Source organism: Actinomadura opuntiae, from assembly GCF_030283205.1.
Classification (GTDB): Bacteria; Actinomycetota; Actinomycetes; order Streptosporangiales; family Streptosporangiaceae; genus Spirillospora.
The window spans coordinates 280,672-297,899 of the sequence record NZ_JASNWF010000011.1 but is presented as its reverse complement, the minus strand read 5'-3'; the positions used below and the strand labels follow the sequence as shown (position 1 = coordinate 297,899).

The 17,228-nt window shown below is 73.6% G+C and carries 19 protein-coding genes and 3 tRNA genes; 8 read left to right on the top strand and 14 right to left on the bottom strand.

Annotated elements, in window-relative coordinates; all coding sequences use genetic code 11:
- Positions 1-6: 6 nt before the first annotated feature.
- The 5 genes from QP089_RS25095 to QP089_RS25075 are packed head-to-tail and all read right to left on the bottom strand — an operon-like array spanning position 7 to position 4,713.
- Positions 7-1,080 (bottom strand): alcohol dehydrogenase catalytic domain-containing protein, encoded by a 1,074-nt coding sequence (locus QP089_RS25095; protein WP_285914441.1) that lies wholly within the window; start codon positions 1,078-1,080, stop codon positions 7-9.
- Positions 1,077-1,910: a phosphonate ABC transporter, permease protein PhnE gene (gene phnE / locus QP089_RS25090; RefSeq protein ID WP_285914439.1), complete on the bottom strand. Its 834-nt coding sequence runs from the start codon at positions 1,908-1,910 to the stop codon at positions 1,077-1,079. Before phnE ends, QP089_RS25095 begins: the two co-directional genes overlap by 4 nt.
- Complete coding sequence (locus tag QP089_RS25085) at positions 1,907-2,668, bottom strand: phosphonate ABC transporter ATP-binding protein (protein ID WP_285914437.1); 762 nt, start codon at positions 2,666-2,668, stop codon at positions 1,907-1,909. The genes phnE and QP089_RS25085 overlap by 4 nt, the downstream gene beginning before the upstream one ends.
- A gap of 2 nt (positions 2,669-2,670) precedes the next feature.
- Complete coding sequence (locus QP089_RS25080) at positions 2,671-3,579, bottom strand: phosphate/phosphite/phosphonate ABC transporter substrate-binding protein (protein ID WP_285914434.1); 909 nt, start codon at positions 3,577-3,579, stop codon at positions 2,671-2,673.
- Positions 3,580-3,597: 18 nt separating this feature from the next.
- The gene (locus QP089_RS25075) at positions 3,598-4,713 is read right to left on the bottom strand and encodes a TIGR03364 family FAD-dependent oxidoreductase (RefSeq protein WP_285914432.1); all 1,116 of its coding nucleotides are present in this window, start codon (positions 4,711-4,713) and stop codon (positions 3,598-3,600) included.
- A 133-nt stretch (positions 4,714-4,846) separates the two neighbouring features.
- On the opposite strand from QP089_RS25075, the gene QP089_RS25070 reads away from it, so the two are divergent.
- Positions 4,847-5,608, top strand: coding sequence for a GntR family transcriptional regulator (locus QP089_RS25070; protein ID WP_285914431.1), 762 nt, complete (start codon positions 4,847-4,849; stop codon positions 5,606-5,608).
- Complete coding sequence (locus tag QP089_RS25065) at positions 5,605-6,258, top strand: phosphonatase-like hydrolase (protein WP_285914428.1); 654 nt, start codon at positions 5,605-5,607, stop codon at positions 6,256-6,258. The genes QP089_RS25070 and QP089_RS25065 overlap by 4 nt, the downstream gene beginning before the upstream one ends.
- Positions 6,259-6,612: 354 nt before the next feature.
- Here QP089_RS25065 and QP089_RS25060 read toward each other — a convergent pair.
- The 5 genes from QP089_RS25060 to QP089_RS25040 form a co-directional block, all read right to left on the bottom strand.
- A tRNA-Val gene (locus tag QP089_RS25060) sits at positions 6,613-6,684 on the bottom strand.
- A gap of 14 nt (positions 6,685-6,698) precedes the next feature.
- A tRNA-Cys gene (locus tag QP089_RS25055) sits at positions 6,699-6,769 on the bottom strand.
- Positions 6,770-6,795: 26 nt separating this feature from the next.
- Positions 6,796-6,868: transfer RNA gene (locus QP089_RS25050), tRNA-Gly, on the bottom strand.
- Positions 6,869-6,908: 40 nt separating this feature from the next.
- A complete protein-coding gene (locus QP089_RS25045; RefSeq protein ID WP_285914426.1) occupies positions 6,909-7,892 on the bottom strand; it encodes a CHAP domain-containing protein in 984 nt (327 codons plus the stop codon).
- Positions 7,893-8,062: 170 nt separating this feature from the next.
- Positions 8,063-8,866, bottom strand: coding sequence for a universal stress protein (locus tag QP089_RS25040; RefSeq protein ID WP_285914424.1), 804 nt, complete (start codon positions 8,864-8,866; stop codon positions 8,063-8,065).
- 101 nt (positions 8,867-8,967) lie between these two features.
- Here QP089_RS25040 and QP089_RS25035 point away from each other — a divergent pair, with 101 nt between their 5' ends.
- Entirely contained in the window at positions 8,968-9,534 is a 567-nt protein-coding gene (locus QP089_RS25035; protein ID WP_285914422.1) for a YceI family protein, read from the top strand.
- 41 nt (positions 9,535-9,575) lie between these two features.
- Here QP089_RS25035 and QP089_RS25030 read toward each other — a convergent pair whose 3' ends face one another.
- The 4 genes from QP089_RS25030 to QP089_RS25015 all read right to left on the bottom strand — a co-directional run bounded on the left by QP089_RS25030 (position 9,576) and on the right by QP089_RS25015 (position 13,442).
- On the bottom strand, positions 9,576-10,496 hold the full coding sequence (locus QP089_RS25030) for a hypothetical protein (protein ID WP_285914421.1): 921 nt from the start codon (positions 10,494-10,496) through the stop codon (positions 9,576-9,578).
- Between the two features lie 118 nt (positions 10,497-10,614).
- The gene (locus tag QP089_RS25025; RefSeq protein ID WP_285914420.1) at positions 10,615-11,835 is read right to left on the bottom strand and encodes a M20 metallopeptidase family protein; all 1,221 of its coding nucleotides are present in this window, start codon (positions 11,833-11,835) and stop codon (positions 10,615-10,617) included.
- Positions 11,836-11,931: 96 nt separating this feature from the next.
- Positions 11,932-12,645 carry a hypothetical protein gene (locus QP089_RS25020; RefSeq protein WP_285914419.1) on the bottom strand — a complete coding sequence of 238 codons (714 nt, stop codon included), beginning with the start codon at positions 12,643-12,645 and terminating at the stop codon, positions 11,932-11,934.
- Between the two features lie 26 nt (positions 12,646-12,671).
- Positions 12,672-13,442, bottom strand: coding sequence for a maleylpyruvate isomerase family mycothiol-dependent enzyme (locus tag QP089_RS25015; protein WP_285914417.1), 771 nt, complete (start codon positions 13,440-13,442; stop codon positions 12,672-12,674).
- Between the two features lie 64 nt (positions 13,443-13,506).
- Between QP089_RS25015 and QP089_RS25010 the strand changes: the two genes are divergently transcribed.
- The 5 genes from QP089_RS25010 (at position 13,507) to QP089_RS24990 (ending at position 17,226) form a co-directional block, all read left to right on the top strand.
- Positions 13,507-14,451, top strand: a complete 945-nt coding sequence (locus tag QP089_RS25010) for a MerR family transcriptional regulator (protein WP_285914415.1) — start codon at positions 13,507-13,509, stop codon at positions 14,449-14,451.
- 58 nt (positions 14,452-14,509) lie between these two features.
- Positions 14,510-15,604 carry an LLM class flavin-dependent oxidoreductase gene (locus tag QP089_RS25005; RefSeq protein ID WP_285914413.1) on the top strand — a complete coding sequence of 365 codons (1,095 nt, stop codon included), beginning with the start codon at positions 14,510-14,512 and terminating at the stop codon, positions 15,602-15,604.
- The gene (locus QP089_RS25000; protein WP_285914411.1) at positions 15,601-16,194 is read left to right on the top strand and encodes an FMN reductase; all 594 of its coding nucleotides are present in this window, start codon (positions 15,601-15,603) and stop codon (positions 16,192-16,194) included. Before QP089_RS25005 ends, QP089_RS25000 begins: the two co-directional genes overlap by 4 nt.
- A gap of 61 nt (positions 16,195-16,255) precedes the next feature.
- Positions 16,256-16,597 (top strand): ArsR/SmtB family transcription factor, encoded by a 342-nt coding sequence (locus QP089_RS24995; RefSeq protein WP_285914409.1) that lies wholly within the window; start codon positions 16,256-16,258, stop codon positions 16,595-16,597.
- Positions 16,594-17,226 (top strand): SRPBCC family protein, encoded by a 633-nt coding sequence (locus QP089_RS24990; protein ID WP_285914407.1) that lies wholly within the window; start codon positions 16,594-16,596, stop codon positions 17,224-17,226. The genes QP089_RS24995 and QP089_RS24990 overlap by 4 nt, the downstream gene beginning before the upstream one ends.
- The last annotated feature ends 2 nt before the right edge of the window (positions 17,227-17,228 follow it).

Here is a 17,228-nt window from a genome sequence, read left to right as displayed (position 1 = left end):
CAACGCTCAGCGGCCCTGATCGATTTCCCCAGGGGCGACGCCCACGCGGACCGCCCCGGACCGGGCGGCCTCCTGGAGCGCGGCGTCCAGATCGTCCAGCGGGTGGACGGGGCCGAGCAGCGCGTCCACCGGCAGCCGTCCGGCGGCGGACTCGGTCCAGGCGGCGGCCTCGGCGAGGTGGGCGGGGGCGTAGTTGTGGACGCCCCGCACGGTGAGCAGGCCGCGCACCAGGTCCTGCGCCTCCCAGTCCAGCGGCGCGCCGGGCGAGACGGTCCCGGCGAGGACGATGGTGCCGCCGGTCGCGGTGCGGGCGACGGCGTTCCGCGCCGCGGCGGGCGCGCCCGACAGTTCGATGTAGACGTCGGCGGACGGCGGCTCCGCAGCGGCGTCGACGGCGTTCGCGGCGCCCATCAGTTTCGCGGTGGCGCGGCGTCCGGCATCGGGATCGACGACGGTGACGGCAGCACCCTGATCAGCGAGCATCGCGGTCGCCAGCAGGCCGAGCAGCCCGGCGCCGCACACCGTGATGTTCCGGCTGCGCACCTCGGCGCCCCCGGCGGCGACGGTCGCGACCGCCGTCGCCGTCGCGCAGCCGAGCGGCGCCGCCAGCCCGGCGGGTAGCTCCGGCGGCACCACGGCCAGGGGGGTGCCGGCTCGCACGCGCACGTGAGTGGCGTAGCCGCCCGACAGCGGCCCGGCCTCCGCCAGCGGCGCGTGACCGTACTTGAACAGCCGCTCGCACTTCTGCGGCAGATCCCGCCGGCAACGCCCGCATCTGCCGCATGCCGCGTAAATGCCGACCGCGACCCGGTCCCCAATGGCGACGGCCCGGTCGCGGACGTCGCGCGGAGGCGGCCCGTCCCCGAGGCGGACGACCCGTCCGACGATCTCGTGACCGAGCACCCCGGGCGCCGGTCCCGGCCGGCGGCCGGAGACGGTGTGCAGGTCCGAGCCGCAGATCGTCGCGAGCTCCACCTCGACCAGCGCCTCGCCCGGCGCGGGCTTCTCAAGGCGCACCGCCACCGGCCGGTGGCGCCCGCCCACGCCGGGCCAGACCATGGCGACCGCCTCGGCGGTCATGGCGCCAGCCTGCGCCGGACGAACGAGCTGAGCAGGTCCACCACCACGACCAGGACCAGCACCATCAGGATGTAGGTGAGCATCTGGTCGAACCGGAACTCCTGGATCGACTGGTTGATGAGGAAGCCGATGCCCCCGGCGCCGACCAGGCCGAGCACCAGCGACGCCCGCACGTTGACGTCCAGCCGGTACAGCACCAGCCCGACCAGCTGCGGCACGCACGCCGGCAGCACCGCGTGCGCGACCAGCTGGGTGCGGCTCGCGCCGGCGATCCGCAGCGCCTGTGCCGGGCCGTCGTCGACCTCCTCCATCGCCTCCGACCACAGCTTGCCCATCACGCCGGTGTTGTTGCAGACCAGCGCGAGCACGCCGGCGAACGGCCCGAGCCCGACGGCGGTGACGAAGATCAGCGCGAACACCACGTCCGGGACGGCCCGCAGGAACGACATGACTCCGCGCGCCGCCTGGTAGACGGAGGCGTTGCCGTTGACGGCGCGCGAGCCGAGCGCGCACAGCACGATGGTGAACGGGATCGACAGCGTGGTCCCGAGCAGCCCGATCCACAGCGTCACCAGGCACGCGTGCAGGCCGTCCTTGACCACCGGGTCCCAGGCGAGGTCCGGCGGGATCGCCTCGGAGACGAAGCGGACCATGCCGTGCCAGCCGTCGGCCAGCATCGCCAGATCCATGTCGGTGCCGATCCACGCGGCGACGTGCAGCGCCACGAGGACGGCGATGACGGCGCCGCCGGTCACCAGCGTGCGGGCACTGCGCCGCCTGCGCGGGACCGGCAACCGCTTCGGGGCGCGTTCTGTGACGAGCACACTCACGGATTGACCTCCTCGTCCGCGACATAAAGAGAGGACACCTGGTCCTGGGACACCTCGGCGGCCGTTCCGGCGAAGGCGATCCGGCCGCCGCGCAGGCCGACGAGCCGGTCGGCGTGGCGGCGGGCCAGATCCGGCTGGTGCAGCACCGCCGCGACCGCGATCGACTCCGTCCGGGCCAGTTCGGTCATCACGGTCATGACGTTCTCGGCGGCGGACGGGTCCAGCGCGGAGACCGGCTCGTCCGCCAGCAGCACCTCGGCGCGCTGGCACAGGGCGCGGGCCAGCGCGACCCGCTGCTGCTGGCCGCCGGACAGCGCGGCGACGCGCTCGTGCGCCCGGTCGGCCAGGCCGACCCGGTCCAGGCACGCCATCGCCTCCTCGCGCAGCTCGCGGGGGAAGGCGACGGGCGCCCACGAGCGGCGCAGCGGCAGCCGGCCGAGCGCGCCCGCGCAGACGTTGTCCAGCGCCGAGCGCCGCCGCACCAGATGGATCTGCTGGAACACCATGGCGACGCGGGTGCGGGCCCGGTCGGCGGCGCGCGACCCGTCGAGCAGGTCGTCGCCGAACACCCCGGCGCGCCCCTCGTCCGGGCGGACGAGGCCGACCACGCACTTCAGCGCGGTCGACTTGCCCGACCCGTTGGCCCCGAGGAGCGCCACCACCTCCCCGGGAGCCACGTCGAGGTCGAAACCGGACAGCACCGTGCGACCGCCGAAGGACTTGCGCAGGCCGCGGACCGTGAGCGCGTTGGCGGTCATCGCTACAGGTTCTTCTCGGTGAGGCCGAGCGTCTTGGCCAGGTCGAACAGCGGCTGATAGGTCTGCTTCGTGACCGCGACGAGCGGGCCGGGCTCGACGTCGAGGAACGCGCCCGCCTTCGCCACGTCCTGCGGCGACAGCGAGGTCAGCGCGGACACGAGCTTCTTCTTGAACGCCGGGTCGAGGTCCTTGGCGACGGTGATCGGGTCGTTCGGGATCGGGTCGGACGCCCAGATCTGCTTGTACTCGGCGGCGTCGAACTGGTGCTCCTCCGTCGAGGTCGCCTGCTGCTGGGTGTTGATCTCGGCGGCGTCGACCTTCCCGTAGGTCAGCGCGAGCAGCGACTGCGGGTGGCCGCCCGCGTACTGGAGCTTGACGTCGGACTCCGACAGCCCGGCCTTCCGGATGGCGTAGCGGGGCAGCGCGTCGCCTGACGTCGACCCCGCGTCCGACAGAGCGAGCGTCCGGCCCTTGAGGTCCGCGACGGACGCGACCGGGCTGTCCTTCTTCACCCAGATGCCCGCCTTGTAGGTCGACACGGAGCGGTCCGGGTTGCCGAACGACACCACGGGCTCCGCGCCGGTGCGCTGCGAGGCGAACACGAACCCGAGCGGGCCGAACTGCGCCACGTCGAGCTTGTGGTTCTGCAACGCCAGCACCTCGGCGGAGTAGCCCTGCACGATCTGCACCTCGACCGGGCAGTCCAGCTTGGCCTCCAGGGCCTTGCCCAGCGTCTTGTAGGCGGGCGTCAGCTTGGCGGCGTCCTCGAACGGCTCGACACCGAACCGGACCTTGCCGCCGGGGCAGGACCCCTTGGCGGCGCCGGACGAGCCGTCGCCGCAGCCCGCCAGCACGAGGGCGGCCGCGGGGACGAGCGCGGCCAGCACGACAGAAAGCCGAAAACGGCGCATGGAAAGGCCTCTCATAGGTCAGAACAGCGAATCCAGGACGGCGGGCGCCAGTCCATGGGAGATGGTCATGCCGATGCCGGAGGTCACCGAGACGGCGCGGACGCCCTCGGCCACCTCCGCGTCGAGCACGCCGGCGGGCGCCGAGGCGTACTGGCCCCGCCAGCGGCGCAGCACCCGCAGCGACGGGACGCCGAGCAGCCGCGCGCCCTCGCGCAGCAGCAGCTCTGCCGTCCCCTCGTCGTCGAACGGCGCGTGGGTGGGGGAGTAGTGGTGGGTGTCGCCGAGCACGATCGCGCCGCCGGGCCGCTGGGTGAACATCAGGTTCACCCCGGCGTCCAGCAGCTTGGGCGCCTGCGCGGCGACCGCCTCGCGCAGCGCGGCGGCCGACGGCTGCGCGGCGAACCCGCCGTAGCGCAGCAGCGACAGCCCGGTCAGCACGCCCGGTGCCACCCGCACCCCGCCCGGCGGCGCGACCTCCAGCATCCGCAGCAGGCACCGGGTCATCCCGGCGGCGTCGGCGACGTCCGGCAGCAGCCGGTCGAGGTCGTGGCCGACCGCGAGCACCGTCCGGGCGGCCCGGACGTCACCCCGCGAGGTGCGCACCAGCCCCGGCTCCACCGACAGCACGCTGGTGCGCCACGCGATCGGAACGCCCTGCCCGACAAGCCAGCCGGCCAATGCGGGAATCACCGTGGGCGAGTCCACCCGCAGATCCAGCGGCAAATGCGCACCGCCCAACGCCCCGGCACCCGGCACGTGCCGCGCAACAGCGTCCGCATCCAGCATCCGAACCTGCTCGACGCCCCGCACCGCGGCGAACTCCTCCAGCACGGCCATCTCCTCGGGCCGCCGCGCGACCACCACCGTGCCGGCCTCGACGACGTCGAAGCCGGCCTTGGCCGCCAGCCAGAGCCAGCGTTCGCGCGCGGCCAGCGCGTACCGCAGCGCGTCGCCGTCCTGGGCGGTCACGCAGACATGGCCGAAGTTGCGGATCGAGGCGCCCGCCGCGAACGCGTCGCGGTCGACCACCGCGACCGTCAGCCCGCGCAGGTGCGCCTCGACGGCGTGCGCGAGCCCGACGACGCCGGCACCGACCACGAGCAGGTCCACAGGGGTGGCAGGGAGGGGGGTCATGGCCCCGAGACTCGGGGCCCGGCGGACCGCCCGTCAACCACCCGGAAGGACTTGTACAAACAAGTTAACCGGCTGTTCACCTGCAAAAATAGAACATTGACATCGCCGCCGCCGGCCCTTGTATGGTCAGGCCATGCCGTCGGGATCACTGCACGCCAAGCTGGCCGACGCGCTCCGGGAGCGGATCGTCTCCGGCGCGCTGGCCGTGGGAGAGCCGCTGCCCTCCGAGGCCCGGCTGGTCGAGGAGTTCGGGACCTCCCGCGGCACCGTCCGGCAGGCGCTGTCCACGCTGCGCAACGAGGGCCTGATCGAGGGCGGCCAGGGCCGCCGCCCCGTCGTCCGGCGCCGCCCGATGGGCCAGCCGTTCGAGACGTTCCTGTCCTTCTCCGCGTGGGTCGAGCGCTCCGGGCACCGCCCCGGCCAGCGCACCATCGAGCTGGCCCGCCGCGGCGCCGACCCGGTCGCCGCGGGCGCGCTCGGGCTGGAGCCCGGCGAACCGGTCATCGACGTGCTGCGGCTCCGGCTGCTCGACGACGAGCCCGTCATGCTGGAGCGCAGCACGTTCGTCCTGGACGTCGGCCTGCTGCTGTTCGACTTCGACCCCGACGCGGGCTCCATCTACGCGGGCCTGCTGGCCCGCGGCGTGGAGATCGTCGCGGCCACCCACACCATCGACGCGATCGCGGCGCCCGCCGAGGACGCCCGCCTGCTCGGCGTCCCCAAGGGCGGCCCGCTCCTGCGCGAGCGCCGCACCGCGAGGACCACCGACGGCCGTCCCGTCGAATACGGCGACGACCGCTACCGCCCCGACCGCGCCACCTTCACCATCGCCAACGAACGGGCGCACCACCTGGCGCTCGTGCGCACCGTCCCCGAAACAGGAGAGGCCCAATGACGTTCGAACTCGCCGCCCTCGACATGGCCGGCACCACCGTGCAGGAGGGCGGCGCGGTGTACGCGGCGCTCGACCAGGCCGTGGCGGCCCACATCGGCCGCCCGGTCCCCGAGGACGTCCTGCACCGCTGGACCGGCACCAGCAAGAGCGAGGCCGTCGCCGGCCTCCTGACCGAACTGACCGGGGACGCCGCCGACACCGGCACCGTCTACGCCGACTTCACCCGCCGCCTCACCAAGGCCTACGCGGACGTCCCCCCGCGACCGCTCCCCGGCGTCCCCGAGGCCATCGCGGAACTGCGCGCCGCCGGCGTCAAGGTCGTCCTGCAGACCGGCTACTCCCGCGAAATCGCGCAGTCGATCCTCGCCGCCATCGATTGGACCGTCGACGGCCTGGTCACCAGCGACGAGGTTCCCGCGAGCCGCCCGGCCCCGTACCTGATCTTCCGCGCGATGGAGCTGGCCGGGGTGACCAGCGTGCACCGCGTCCTCGTCGCCGGCGACACCCCCAACGACCTGGCCGCCGGCCGCAACGCCGGCGCCGCGTACGTCGTCGCGGTCACCACCGGCGCGACCACCGCCGCCGACCTGGGCCGCCACCCCCACACCCACCTGCTGGAGTCCGCCGCCGACCTGCCCGCCCTCCTGTGATCAGGCGCAGCCAGCCCAAGCCCCCTCCACCATGATCACAAAGGAGCCCTCCCCACCGAAACCACAGGGGACAAGGGGCGAAGCCCCAACGGGGGCGAGGGGCGAAGCCCCAAAAGACCGGTAGTAGCGCTCACCGAAAGGTGATCGCCGACCGCAACCACAAGGGGGCGAGGGGCGGAGCCCCAAAAGACAGAAGCGGCGCAGAGCCGAAAGATGCCCACCGACCGCAACCACAAAGGGGGCGTGGGGGGCGGAGCCCCCCACATCGGGGGTCCGGGGGTCGCCCCCCGGGTCAACAGGAAGAGGGAGTGCCGGCCCGCGCTCTCCGCGGGCACACCACTCCCCACTCCATCGTGGGCGATACTGGGATTGAACCAGTGACCTCTACCGTGTCAAGGTAGCGCTCTCCCACTGAGCTAATCGCCCTTGCGTGTACTGCGAGGTGGAGACGGGATTCGAACCCGTGTACACGGCTTTGCAGGCCGTTGCCTCGCCTCTCGGCCACTCCACCAGAGCGAGGCCGTACGGGCCTCTCAGAGCGGACGACGGGATTCGAACCCGCGACCCTCACCTTGGCAAGGTGATGCTCTACCAACTGAGCCACGTCCGCTTGTGGGCTCCGGGGTTTCCCCCGGCGCGCATGGACAACTCTAGCGGAATCCGGGAGTGGTTGCGTACTCGATGGCCCCGGGCGCGGTGGTCTCGGCCTCGGTGGTCTCGGCGTGCAGGGAGTTCCAGAAGGCGAGTTCCTTGTCCTCTTCGAGGTGGGCGATGCGGCCCCAGAACTCGCGGTCCTCGGCCTCGTGGGCGGCGGCGAGGGAGAGGGCGGGCATGAGGGTGGTGCCGGCGTCGGCGGCGTCGAGGTCGGCGGGGGTGACGCCGGTGGGGAGGGCGACGGGGGTGGAGGGGCGGTGGTGCTTGCCGCGCTTGCGGACGCGGATGGGCGGGGCGGTGGGGGCCTTGGTGGCGGCGCGTCCGGCGGCGAGGGCGACGGTGCCGCACAGCACGAAGGCGAGGATGCCGCCGAGGACGACGTCCTGGGCGGGGAGCTGCTGCTCGGGGGAGCTGTGCTGTTCCTCGTGGGTGTGCGTGGTGGTGGCGGCGTCGCCGACCTTGTCGACGGTGGTGGCGGGGGCGGCGTGCTTGGGGGTGTACTTGGCCTCGGTGACGTGGATCTTGCCGGGGTAGCCGAAGCCGACGACGTCGTCCATGCTCCGCGTCTTGCGCATGAGCTTGTAGCCGTCGGCGTTGCCCTCGATGGTGTGGAGGGTGTGGCCGTCGACCTTCTCGACGATGCCGACGTGGTCGATCTGGTCCATGTCGCCGGATCCGGCCCAGTCGTAGAAGACGAGGGCGCCGGGTTCGGGGGTGTGTCCCCAGGCGCCGTGGTCCTTGAACCACTGGGCGTGCTCGACGGTGGAGGCGAACTGCCCGGCCTGCTCGGCGACGCCCGCCTTGTCGGCGGCCCAGGCGAGGAACATGTCGCACCAGGGGGCCGTCTTGAAGTAGGAGTCGTGGTCGCCGTCGATGTGCTGGGCGTACCAGTCGCCGAACTTGGTGTAGCCGCTGCCGTGCTCGGCGTAGCCGAGCTGCTTCTGGGCAACGTCGAGCAGCTTCTTGCCGATCGGGTCCATCTCGCTCCCTGCCGACTCGCCGACTCGGGCAGGGGACGCCCGACCGGGGACCCGGTGCGTGCCTCGTTCCAAGGTCACGTTCCGGTCTCGCTGGAATGTAGTCGAGGTAAACCGCAGGCGGCAAGCCGTTCCGGGAAAGCGGTCAAAACGGGCTACTCGGGGGTAGTCCGTCAGAAGTAGCCCCTCGGCAGGACGGTCACCGGGCAGGGCGCGGCCCGCAGCACCTTGACCGAGACCTCGCCGAGGAAGACGCGGTGGGCGGCGGCGTCCTCGCTGGACGCGCAGACCAGCAGCTCGCCCTCGGGCCAGTCGAGGTCGTCCAGGGCGTCGGCGACGTCGTCGCCCTCGGCCAGGTCGGCGGTGACGTCCTCGGGGAGGAGCTCGGCGGACTCGACCGCGAGCCGGATGGCCAGCGCGAGGTCGTCGCGCAGCCGCTCGGCGTCGACGTCGCCGATGGCGAGGGTGACCAGGCGGAGCGGGACGTCGAGCCGGTCGGCGGCCTGGGCGGCGCGGACGACCGCCTCGTCGCACTGGGGGCGCCGGACGTACATGACGGTGATGCGGCCGAGCTCGTCGGGCGGGACGTAGCCGGCGGGGGCGAGCATGACGGCCTCGGTGGCCGAGTGCAGCAGGTGGTCGGCGGCGGCGCCGATGCCGATCCGGCCGCGCGCGCCGCCCTCGGGGGAGCCGACGACGATCAGGTCGGCGCCGATCCGGCCGGCGAGCGCGGTGAGGCCGCGGCCGACGCTGCGGCTCTCCTGGACCATCAGCTCGGCGGGCTGCTCGCCGAGCAGCTCGGCGGCCTGCTCCAGCAGCGTGTGCGCCTCGGCCGCGGCGCCCGCGCGGCCCGGCGGGTGGACGGTGGCCACGCTCAGCTCGCCGCCGGTGAGGGCGACGATGGCGCGGCCCAGCTCCAGGGCCTCGCGGCCGCCGGCGTCGCGGACGAATCCGGCCAGCACGTGTTCGCCGATCATCCCGGGAGCATTCCCCCGGAACGCGCCGTCACAACGATCATGATCGGGTTTGCGGTAACTTTTCGTGTTTGAAGCTCAGTGCACCATTTGGGGGGATTTTCATGGGGGACGAGTCGGCGGGCCTCGCGCCCGGCCGCTGGACCATCGACCCGGTCCATTCCGAGATCACCTTCACGATCCGGCACCTCATGACCACGGTTCGCGGCTCGTTCCCCGACTTCGGCGGCGAGCTGTCCATCGGCGCGGACCCGATGGCCTCCAGTGCCCGGGCCGAGATCAGGATGGCCTCCATCGACACCCGCAGCGCCGAGCGCGACGAGCACGTCCGCTCGCCGGACTTCCTGGACGTCCGGCGCCACCCGGTCATGACGTTCCGCGGGACCGGCGTGCAGCGCGCCGCGATCGGCCGCCGGGCCCGGCAGCCCCGCTACCACCTGGACGGCGAGCTGACCGTCAAGGACGTCATCCGGCCCGTCCGGCTGCTGACCGAGTTCCACGGCATCGCGTCCGACCCCTGGGGCGGCACCCGCGCCGGGTTCACCGCGACCGCCTCGATCAGCCGCCGCGACTTCGGGATCGAGTTCAACGTGCCGCTGCAGGGCGACAAGGTCATGCTCGGCGACACGATCGCCATCGCGCTGGAGATCCAGGCCGTCCACGAGGGCTGACCGCCCCCGCCGGCCGGCCCGGCCGACTGGCCCCGCGCTGGTCAGGTGAGCGTGCCGGAGCCGCCCGTGCGGGCCGGCTCCGGTGCCCGCACGGGGGGGACGTGCGGGTTGCCGTACCAGGCGACCGCCACCGCCCCGGCCACGGCCAGCACGAACCCGACGCCCGCCGGGACCGCCATCCCGTCCCGTGCCGCGTCGCCGAGCCACAGCACCCCGATGATGCCCGGGACGACCGTCTCGCCCGCCACCAGCGCGGCCGTGGCGCCGTTGATGGACCCGATCTGCAGCGCCAGCGTGTGGAAGTACATCCCGCCGAGGCCCGCGATGGCGATCGCGTACAGCGCGGGGTCGCCGAGCAGGTCCCGCCAGGCGAGCGGGTCGGTGCCGTTCAGCACCCGGACGCCGACGCCGACCGCGCCGAAGCACAGCCCCGACAGCAGGCCGGCGGGGATCGCGGCGCGCGGCCCGAGCAGCCGGACGACCGGCAGCGCGGCGGCGACGAGCAGCACCGACACCGCGAGCAGCCCCCAGTGCCAGCCGATCGCGACGCGTCCGGCGCCCTCGTGCCCGGCGGTGCCGGCCAGCAGCACCAGCGCCGCGCACACCACGCCGATCGAGATCCACTCGGGCCGGACGAGCCGGATGCCGAGCAGCCGGATGCCGAGCACCGCGGTGATCACCAGGTTCGCGCTGATCACCGTCTGCGACAGGAACAGCGGCACCAGCTTGGCCGACAGGGCGCCGAGCGCGAACCCGGCGGTGTCCAGCACCGTCCCGGCGATGAACTCCCACGTCACGACGGCCTTGGCGGTGGAGCCCAGGCTGGGGCCGCCGTAGCCGGTCGATCCGGCGCCCGCCCCGCCCTCCCGCGCGGCGGAGCGCCGGGCGCCGACCGCCTGCAGGACCGAGCCCGTCCCGTAACACGCCGACGCGCCCACCGCCGTCAGCAGACCGATGAACACGGGCGCCCTCCGATTCGCCGCGGGCGACCGCCCGTCCCGCCGGCCCGGTCCGTCCCGCCCCCCAGTCTGACGACCGGGCGGGCGGGAATGTTTCGCCTGCTCCGCACCCGGCCGATCCTCATCCCTCCCGCGCGAGCCGCCGGACGGCCAGCTCGGCGTACAGGGCCGCGCCGTCGGCGAGCACGGCGTCGTCGTAGCGGGCCTCGGGGGAGTGGTTGACCGCCGCCCCGGCCGGGTCGACGCCGGACGGGCAGGCGCCCATCACGACGAACGCCGACGGCACCTCGTTGCACACGAACGAGAAGTCCTCGGAGGTGGGGAACGGCCGCGGCGAGTCGAGGTAGCGCTCCTCGCCGTAGACCTCCCGGACCGTGTCGGCCATGAACGCGGCCTCGGCGGCGTCGTTGATCATCACGGGGAAGTCCTGGACGTAGCTGACGTCGACGTCCAGGCCGTGCGCCCGGGCCAGGCCCCGCACCAGCTCGACCACCCGCTCCTTCAGCCTCTCGTGCGAGGCGGGGGAGAACGACCGGACGGTGCCGGAGAAGTTCGCCTCGTCGGGGATGACGTTGTCCATCGTGCCGGAGTGGAACGATCCGATCGTCAGCACGACCGGGTCGAAAGGGTCGAAGGTGCGGGTGACCATCGTCTGCAGCGCGGTGACCATCTCGCAGGCGGCCGGCAGCGGGTCCTTCGCCAGGTGCGGCATCGACCCGTGCCCGCCGGCGCCCCGGACGGTGACCCGCAGCCGGTCCGCGGCCGCCATGATCGGCCCGCTCCGGGTCACGAACATCCCCCGCGGCAGCGCCGCGGAGAACACGTGCAGCGCGTACGCGGCGACGGGACGCTCGCCGGACGCCTCCAGCACGCCCTCCTCGATCATGATCCTCGCGCCGCCGAGGCCCTCCTCGCCCGGCTGGAACATGAACACGACGTCGCCCGCCAGGTCGTCGCGGCGGGCCGCGAGCAGCCGCGCCGCGCCCGCCAGCATGGTGGTGTGCAGGTCGTGCCCGCAGGCGTGCATGACGCCGTCCACCTGCGAGATGACGCCGGCGTCGCCGCGCTCGGTCACCGGGAGCGCGTCCATGTCGCCGCGCAGCAGCACGGTCGGGCCGGGGCGGGCGCCGCGCAGCACCGCCGTCACCGACGTGAGCCGCTCGCCCGTGGTGATCTCCAGCGGCAGGCCGTCGAGCGCCGCGAGCACCTTCTCCTGGGTGCGCGGCAGGTCCAGGCCGACCTCGGGCTCGCGGTGCAGGGCGCCGCGGAGCCGGACGAGGTCGTCCTGGAGGGCGGCGGCGTCGTCGCGCAGGGAGCCGGGATCGGGCGAGGGCTGGCTCAACGGTTCCTCCTCAGCAGTCTCCGGTCGGCCGCAAGCGGCTTTCCGGGCGGCCCGTTCCGGCGCCGCACCTGCACCGTATCGCCGCCGCCGCCCGATTCACCCCGTTCTGTGGGCACGAAGATCTTTGATGAGGAGATGCGCGTCCCGCAGCCGCGACGCGTCCTTCAGCGACCGGTAGATGCCCCACTTGGGGGAGATGCCGGCCGCGCCGGGCCGGAGGTCGAGGCCGTCCCGGGAGACGTCGGAGACGGCCCGGCCGCCGGCCTCGACCGCCCAGCGGACGCGCCCGGCGGGCGCCGCGGAGAACCGGGCCTCGATCTCGACGCCGATCCAGCGGCTGCAAAGCGGCTCCAGGTCGGTGGCGCCCACGATGACGCCCGACCGGATCGCGTTCAGCTCCAGCAGGTCGCGCCCGCCGCGCCGCCTCAGCGACGTCACCAGCACCGGTTCCCCGCCCGGCCCGCTACCGGGAACCGAGGCGAAGAACTGCTGGACGTGGGTGAAGCCCGTCGTCGCCCGCAGCGCCCGCGTCAGGTACCACGACCAGGCGAAACGCCACGTCTCGTCCGCGGCGACGCGGTGTTCCCGGCCGTCCGCCGTCCGCATCCCGCGAACCTCCTGGCGCTGCCGGTCCGGATAGGTGTCGACGTCGCCCGGATAGTGGACGTCGAACCGGTACATCGTCCCGAGAGCCCGGATGTGGCGGACGCCGGGATGTGACCCGGCACGGTCGTCCTCGACCCCGGCGAACGCGCCGAGCCCGTCCGCGCGGGGATCGGCGCTCCACGTCGCCGGGCCGTCCTCCGCCATCGGACCATCATGCCGGTCGCGGCTCGTCAGAAGGCCGTGCGGGCGAGCCAGTGGTCCAGGAGCGCCCGGTCGCCGGTCACCTTCACCTCGGCGTCGCCCGGGGCCAGCCGGCGGGCGAACACCAGCATCAGATCGCGGACGGGACCGGCGATCGTCAGGTCGCCGTCCCGCGACGCGCGCTCCCAGGCGATCCCGTCCGGCGCGCGGGTGATCACCCAGCCGGGCACGGACGGCTCGGACGGGCGCAGCGCCAGCGTCTCGCCCCGCCCGCGCAGCTCGGCCAGCTCCGGCCGGAACGTCGCGGCGGCGGGCTCGGACACCAGCACCAGCCACTCGCAGATCCCGTCGGCGGCGACGTCGGGCGCGACCTCGTACGCGACGCCCGTGGCGAACGCGGCGTCCGCGTGGTGGACGGCCGTGTCGTGCAGCATCCGGCGCAGCCACATCGCGGCCGGACGCGGCCCCATGACCGGATGCGCGACCGTGCGGCCCGGGTCCGCCTCGAAGGCCCGGACGAGGTCGTCCGCGCCGTCGCGCAGCCAGCCGGGCCAGTCCGCCGGCGCGTCGGGCGCCGTCCGCGGCACCTGCGTGACCAGGTCGGTCTCGCCGTCGCGGATGAAATCCGCGGCCCACCGGTGCGCCTGGCCGATGTGCCCGACGAGGTCGCGCAGCGTCCACTCCGGGCAGGTCGGCACCCGCGCGTCCGGGTCCGTCCCGGCGACGGCCGCGGCGATCCCGCCGGCGTGCCCGCGCAGCGCCTCGGCGATCCGCTCGGCGCCGAGCACATGGTCGTTCATGTTCGTCTCCTCCTCGTGGACGTGGTGCCCGTAACGTAGGAACTCCAGCCCGGTGGAGGTTCAAGTGACTGTGACCGGCGCCACAGGATCGGGGGGCCTCGGCATTGGCGAGTTGGCGGCGCTGACGGGCGTTCCCGTCCGGACGATCCGGTTCTACTGCGACGAGGGCATCCTCGAACCCGCCCGCAGCGCCGGAGGGCACCGCCGGTTCGACGGGGCGGCGGCCGACCGGCTCCGGCTCGTCCGGCGGCTGCGCGGCCTCGGGCTCGGGCTGCCCGCCATCGCGGCCGTCCTGGCGGGGGAGCGCTCGCTCGGCGAGGCCGTGGCCGCCGAGCGCGCCGCGCTGGAGGCGGAGATGTCGGCGCTGGCGTGGCGGCGCGCCGCGCTGACCGCGGTCGAGTCGGCGGCGCCGGACGAGCGGGCCGCGCGGCTGGAACTGCTGGCGGCGGCCGAGGACGGCCGCGCCGCGCGGGGCGCGCTGGTCGACTTCTGGCTGCGGCGGATCATGGCGCCGCTTCCGGAGGAGCGGGTCGAGGCGTTCCTGGAGATGGTGGTCCCGCCGCCGCCCGCCGATCCGAGCCCGGTGCAGGTCGTCGCCTACGCCGAGATGGTCGTCCTGGCCGGTGACCGGTCACTGAACCGGAGGCTGCTGGCGCAGGGGCGGTCGAACGTGCGGGTCGTGGGCGACGAGGAGTCGCTGCTGGCCGGGATGAGCGAGGCGATGGAGCTGGCGTCGCCGCTGGTCGCGGCCGGTGAGGCGCCCGGCCCGTGCAGGGCCCTGGACCGGTTCGTGGCCGCGCACGTGGCGGGTAGGAAGGCCAGGGACGGACCGGAGTTCCGGCGCACGATCCTGCGCGACGCCCAGGTGGAGCGCGACCCGCGCGTGGCCCGGTACTGGGAGCTGTTCCGGCTGGTCACCGGTGAGCCGGTGACCCTCGGCAGGCTGCACCTCTGGCTGCTCGAGGCGCTCGAACGGTCCGTGCCGCAGGCGCGGCGGCGGCCGGAATAGCGGGACCCGTTCCGGGGTTCGACAGTATAATTGAAACTTCTACTACTTGGAGGCCGGCATGCAGTTCGGGATCTTCACGGTCGGCGACGTCACCACCGACCCGACCACCGGCCGGACCCCGTCGGAGGCCGAGCGGATCCAGGCGATGGTCGCGATCGCGCTCAAGGCCGAGGAGGCCGGCCTCGACGTCTTCGCCACCGGCGAGCACCACAACCCGCCGTTCGTGCCGTCGTCGCCGACGACCATGCTCGGCTACATCGCGGCGCGCACCGAGCGGCTGATCCTGTCCACCGCGACCACGCTGATCACCACGAACGACCCGGTGAAGATCGCCGAGGACTTCGCGATGCTGCAGCACCTCGCCGGCGGCCGGGTCGACCTGATGATGGGGCGCGGCAACACCGGCCCCGTCTACCCGTGGTTCGGCAAGGACATCCGCGACGGCATCCCGCTCGCCATCGAGAACTACCACCTGCTGCACCGGCTCTGGCGCGAGGACGTGGTCGACTGGGAGGGCAAGCACCGCACGCCGCTCCAGTCGTTCACCTCGACGCCGCGCCCGCTGGACGGCGTGCCGCCGTTCGTGTGGCACGGCTCGATCCGCAGCCCGGAGATCGCCGAGCAGGCCGCCTACTACGGCGACGGCTTCTTCGCCAACCACATCTTCTGGCCCACCGACCACTTCCAGCGCCTGATCGGCCTGTACCGGCGCCGCTACGAGCACTACGGGCACGGGTCCGCCGACCAGGCGATCGTCGGCCTCGGCGGGCAGGTGTTCATGCGCAGGAACTCCCAGGACGCCGTCCGCGAGTTCCGGCCCTACTTCGACAACGCCCCCGTCTACGGGCACGGGCCGTCGCTGGAGGAGTTCACCCGCGAGACCCCGCTGACGGTCGGCAGCCCGCAGCAGGTGATCGACAAGACCCTGACGTTCCGCGACCACTTCGGCGACTACCAGCGGCAGCTGTTCCTGATGGACCACGCGGGCCTGCCGCTCAAGACCGTCCTGGAGCAGATCGACATGCTGGGCGAGGAGGTCGTCCCGGTGCTGCGCAAGGAGTTCGAGGCGCTGCGGCCCGCGCACGTCCCGGCGACCGCGCCGACGCACGCCGCGCTGGTCGCGGCCGAGGAGAACGCGGAGGTGACGCGATGACCACCCTCGCCGTGGTCTCGGCCGGGCTCGGGCAGCCGTCGTCCACCCGGCTGCTCGCCGACCGCCTCGCCGAGGCGGCCGCGCAGGCGCTGGGAACCGACCCGGAGATCGAGACGGTCGAGCTGCGCGACCACGCGCACGCGATGGTCGACGCGACGCTCACCGGCTTCCCGTCCGGCGATTTCCGCGCCGCCGTCCAGGCCGTCACCGGCGCGGACGGGCTGATCGCGGTGACGCCGGTGTTCAACGCCTCCTACAGCGGACTGTTCAAGACGTTCTTCGACGTGATCGAGCGCGGGGACCTGGAGGGCCGGCCGGTGCTGCTCGGCGCGACCGGCGGCACCGCCCGCCACTCCCTCGCCATCGACTTCGCGATGCGCCCGCTGTTCGCCTACCTGCGCGCGAACGCCATGCCGACCGCCGTGTTCGCCGCGTCGGAGGACTGGGGGAGCGGCGACACCGCCCTGCCCGACCGCATCGCCCGCGCGGGCGCCGAACTCGCCGCCGCGATCGACGGGCGCCCGGCCGCCGCGAAGGCCGACCCGTACGAGGAACCCGTCCCGTTCGCGGACCTCCTCGCCGGGCGCTGACCCGCCGGGCCTCCTTGTTTAAGGCTTGGCTTATATAAGCCGTGCCTGTAGGTTGGGTCCCGTGCACGCCTTCGATGTGCTGGGCGACCCGGTCCGGCGCCGCATCCTCGAACTGCTCGCCGACGGCGAGCGGTCCTCGGGCGAGGTGTCGTCGGTCGTCCGGGAGGAGTTCGGCATCTCGCAGCCCGCCGTGTCGCAGCACCTCAGGGTGCTGCGCGAGGCGGGCTTCGCGGTCGTCCGGCCGGACGGGACGCGGCGCCTCTACAGCGTCGGCTCCGCGCCGCTCCAGGAGATCGACGCCTGGCTCGACCGCTTCCGCCGCTACTGGACGCCGCATCTGGACGCCCTGGCCACCGAGATCGCCAGGGGACGGCGGGCACGCCGGACCGAGGAGGAACCATGATCGAAGTGACCGGGCAGATCAACGACGTGCGCCGCCGGGTCGGCGAGCGCGAGATGGAGGCCGGGACCGCCCGCGCCGTCGTCATCAGCCAGACCTACGGCGCCCCCGTCGAGGACGTGTGGGACGCCGTCACCGACCCCGAGCGGATCCCGCGCTGGTTCCTGCCCGTCTCGGGCGACCTGCGCGTCGGCGGCCGCTACCAGCTCGAAGGCAACGCCGGCGGCACCGTCGAGCGCTGCGACCCGCCGAAGAGCTTCTTCGCCACCTGGGAGTTCGCCGGGCAGACCAGCTGGATCGAGGTGCGGCTGACCCCGGAAGCCGACGGGCGGACGCGCTTCGAGCTGGAGCACATCACCCGCGTCGACGACCACTGGGAGCAGTTCGGGCCGGGCGCCGTCGGCGTCGGCTGGGACATGGGCCTGCTCGGCCTGTCCCTGCACCTGTCGTCCGGGAAGGACATTCCGGCGGACCTCGGACCCGAGTGGCAGGCGTCGGACGAGGCCCGCGACTTCATGACCGGCTGCGCGGAAGGCTGGTACGCGGCGGACGCCGCGTCCGGCACCCCGCAGGCCGAGGCCCGCGCCCGCGCCGACCGCACGATCGCCGCCTACACCGGTTCCGTGGAATGATC

What these genes read in the sequence shown, in the direction of transcription:
- QP089_RS25040 (WP_285914424.1), bottom strand. Translation starts at nt 8,866, where the DNA reads ATGATCGGCGAACACGTGCTGGCCGGATTCGTCCGCGACGCCGGCGGC.
- QP089_RS25065 (WP_285914428.1), top strand. Translation starts at nt 5,605, where the DNA reads ATGACGTTCGAACTCGCCGCCCTCGACATGGCCGGCACCACCGTGCAG.
- QP089_RS25035 (WP_285914422.1), top strand. Translation starts at nt 8,968, where the DNA reads ATGGGGGACGAGTCGGCGGGCCTCGCGCCCGGCCGCTGGACCATCGAC.
- QP089_RS25020 (WP_285914419.1), bottom strand. Translation starts at nt 12,645, where the DNA reads ATGGCGGAGGACGGCCCGGCGACGTGGAGCGCCGATCCCCGCGCGGAC.
- QP089_RS25075 (WP_285914432.1), bottom strand. Translation starts at nt 4,713, where the DNA reads ATGACCCCCCTCCCTGCCACCCCTGTGGACCTGCTCGTGGTCGGTGCC.
- QP089_RS25070 (WP_285914431.1), top strand. Translation starts at nt 4,847, where the DNA reads ATGCCGTCGGGATCACTGCACGCCAAGCTGGCCGACGCGCTCCGGGAG.
- QP089_RS25045 (WP_285914426.1), bottom strand. Translation starts at nt 7,892, where the DNA reads ATGGACCCGATCGGCAAGAAGCTGCTCGACGTTGCCCAGAAGCAGCTC.
- QP089_RS25095 (WP_285914441.1), bottom strand. Translation starts at nt 1,080, where the DNA reads ATGACCGCCGAGGCGGTCGCCATGGTCTGGCCCGGCGTGGGCGGGCGC.
- QP089_RS25000 (WP_285914411.1), top strand. Translation starts at nt 15,601, where the DNA reads ATGACCACCCTCGCCGTGGTCTCGGCCGGGCTCGGGCAGCCGTCGTCC.
- QP089_RS25015 (WP_285914417.1), bottom strand. Translation starts at nt 13,442, where the DNA reads ATGAACGACCATGTGCTCGGCGCCGAGCGGATCGCCGAGGCGCTGCGC.
- QP089_RS25085 (WP_285914437.1), bottom strand. Translation starts at nt 2,668, where the DNA reads ATGACCGCCAACGCGCTCACGGTCCGCGGCCTGCGCAAGTCCTTCGGC.
- QP089_RS24990 (WP_285914407.1), top strand. Translation starts at nt 16,594, where the DNA reads ATGATCGAAGTGACCGGGCAGATCAACGACGTGCGCCGCCGGGTCGGC.
- QP089_RS25080 (WP_285914434.1), bottom strand. Translation starts at nt 3,579, where the DNA reads ATGCGCCGTTTTCGGCTTTCTGTCGTGCTGGCCGCGCTCGTCCCCGCG.
- QP089_RS25005 (WP_285914413.1), top strand. Translation starts at nt 14,510, where the DNA reads ATGCAGTTCGGGATCTTCACGGTCGGCGACGTCACCACCGACCCGACC.